The organism is Halomonas icarae (genome assembly GCF_009901955.1).
GTDB lineage: Bacteria > Pseudomonadota > Gammaproteobacteria > Pseudomonadales > Halomonadaceae > Halomonas > Halomonas icarae.
Genome location: NZ_WUTS01000019.1, coordinates 1 through 352 on the forward strand (window position 1 = coordinate 1; position 352 = coordinate 352).

Genomic DNA, 352 nt, shown 5'->3' on the forward strand with positions numbered 1-352 from the left:
CTGCTGTTCTGGGAGCGTAACGGCTTCGTGGTCTGGTACAAGCGCCTGGAGCGCGAGCGCTTCAAGTGGCCGGACCGTCTGGAGGGCGACACGGTCACCCTCTCGGGCCAGGAGCTGAACTGGCTCCTGGATGGCTATGACCTCAGCGCCATGCGTCCCCATAAGGCGTTGGATTTTCAGTCAGTTGGCTGATTATCTGCTGCTTCCATCGGCGCCGTTTGGTAAAATAGCGTCATGACTTCATCGGCCTCGACACCTTCCGCCAGCGTCTCCCGGCTGCAGCGCCAAGTGCGCGCTCAGCAGGAGGAGATCGCGCGTCTCCATCAGCTGATGGAGAAGAAAGAAGCGGAGT

General features: G+C 60.5%; 1 protein-coding gene. It reads left to right on the top strand.

Features of this window, described 5'->3' with window-relative positions; genetic code table 11:
- The coding region (gene tnpB / locus GRB80_RS16680; RefSeq protein WP_161424421.1) for an IS66 family insertion sequence element accessory protein TnpB at positions 1-192 on the top strand (192 nt) is incomplete at its 5' end.
- Between the last annotated feature and the right edge of the window lie 160 nt (positions 193-352).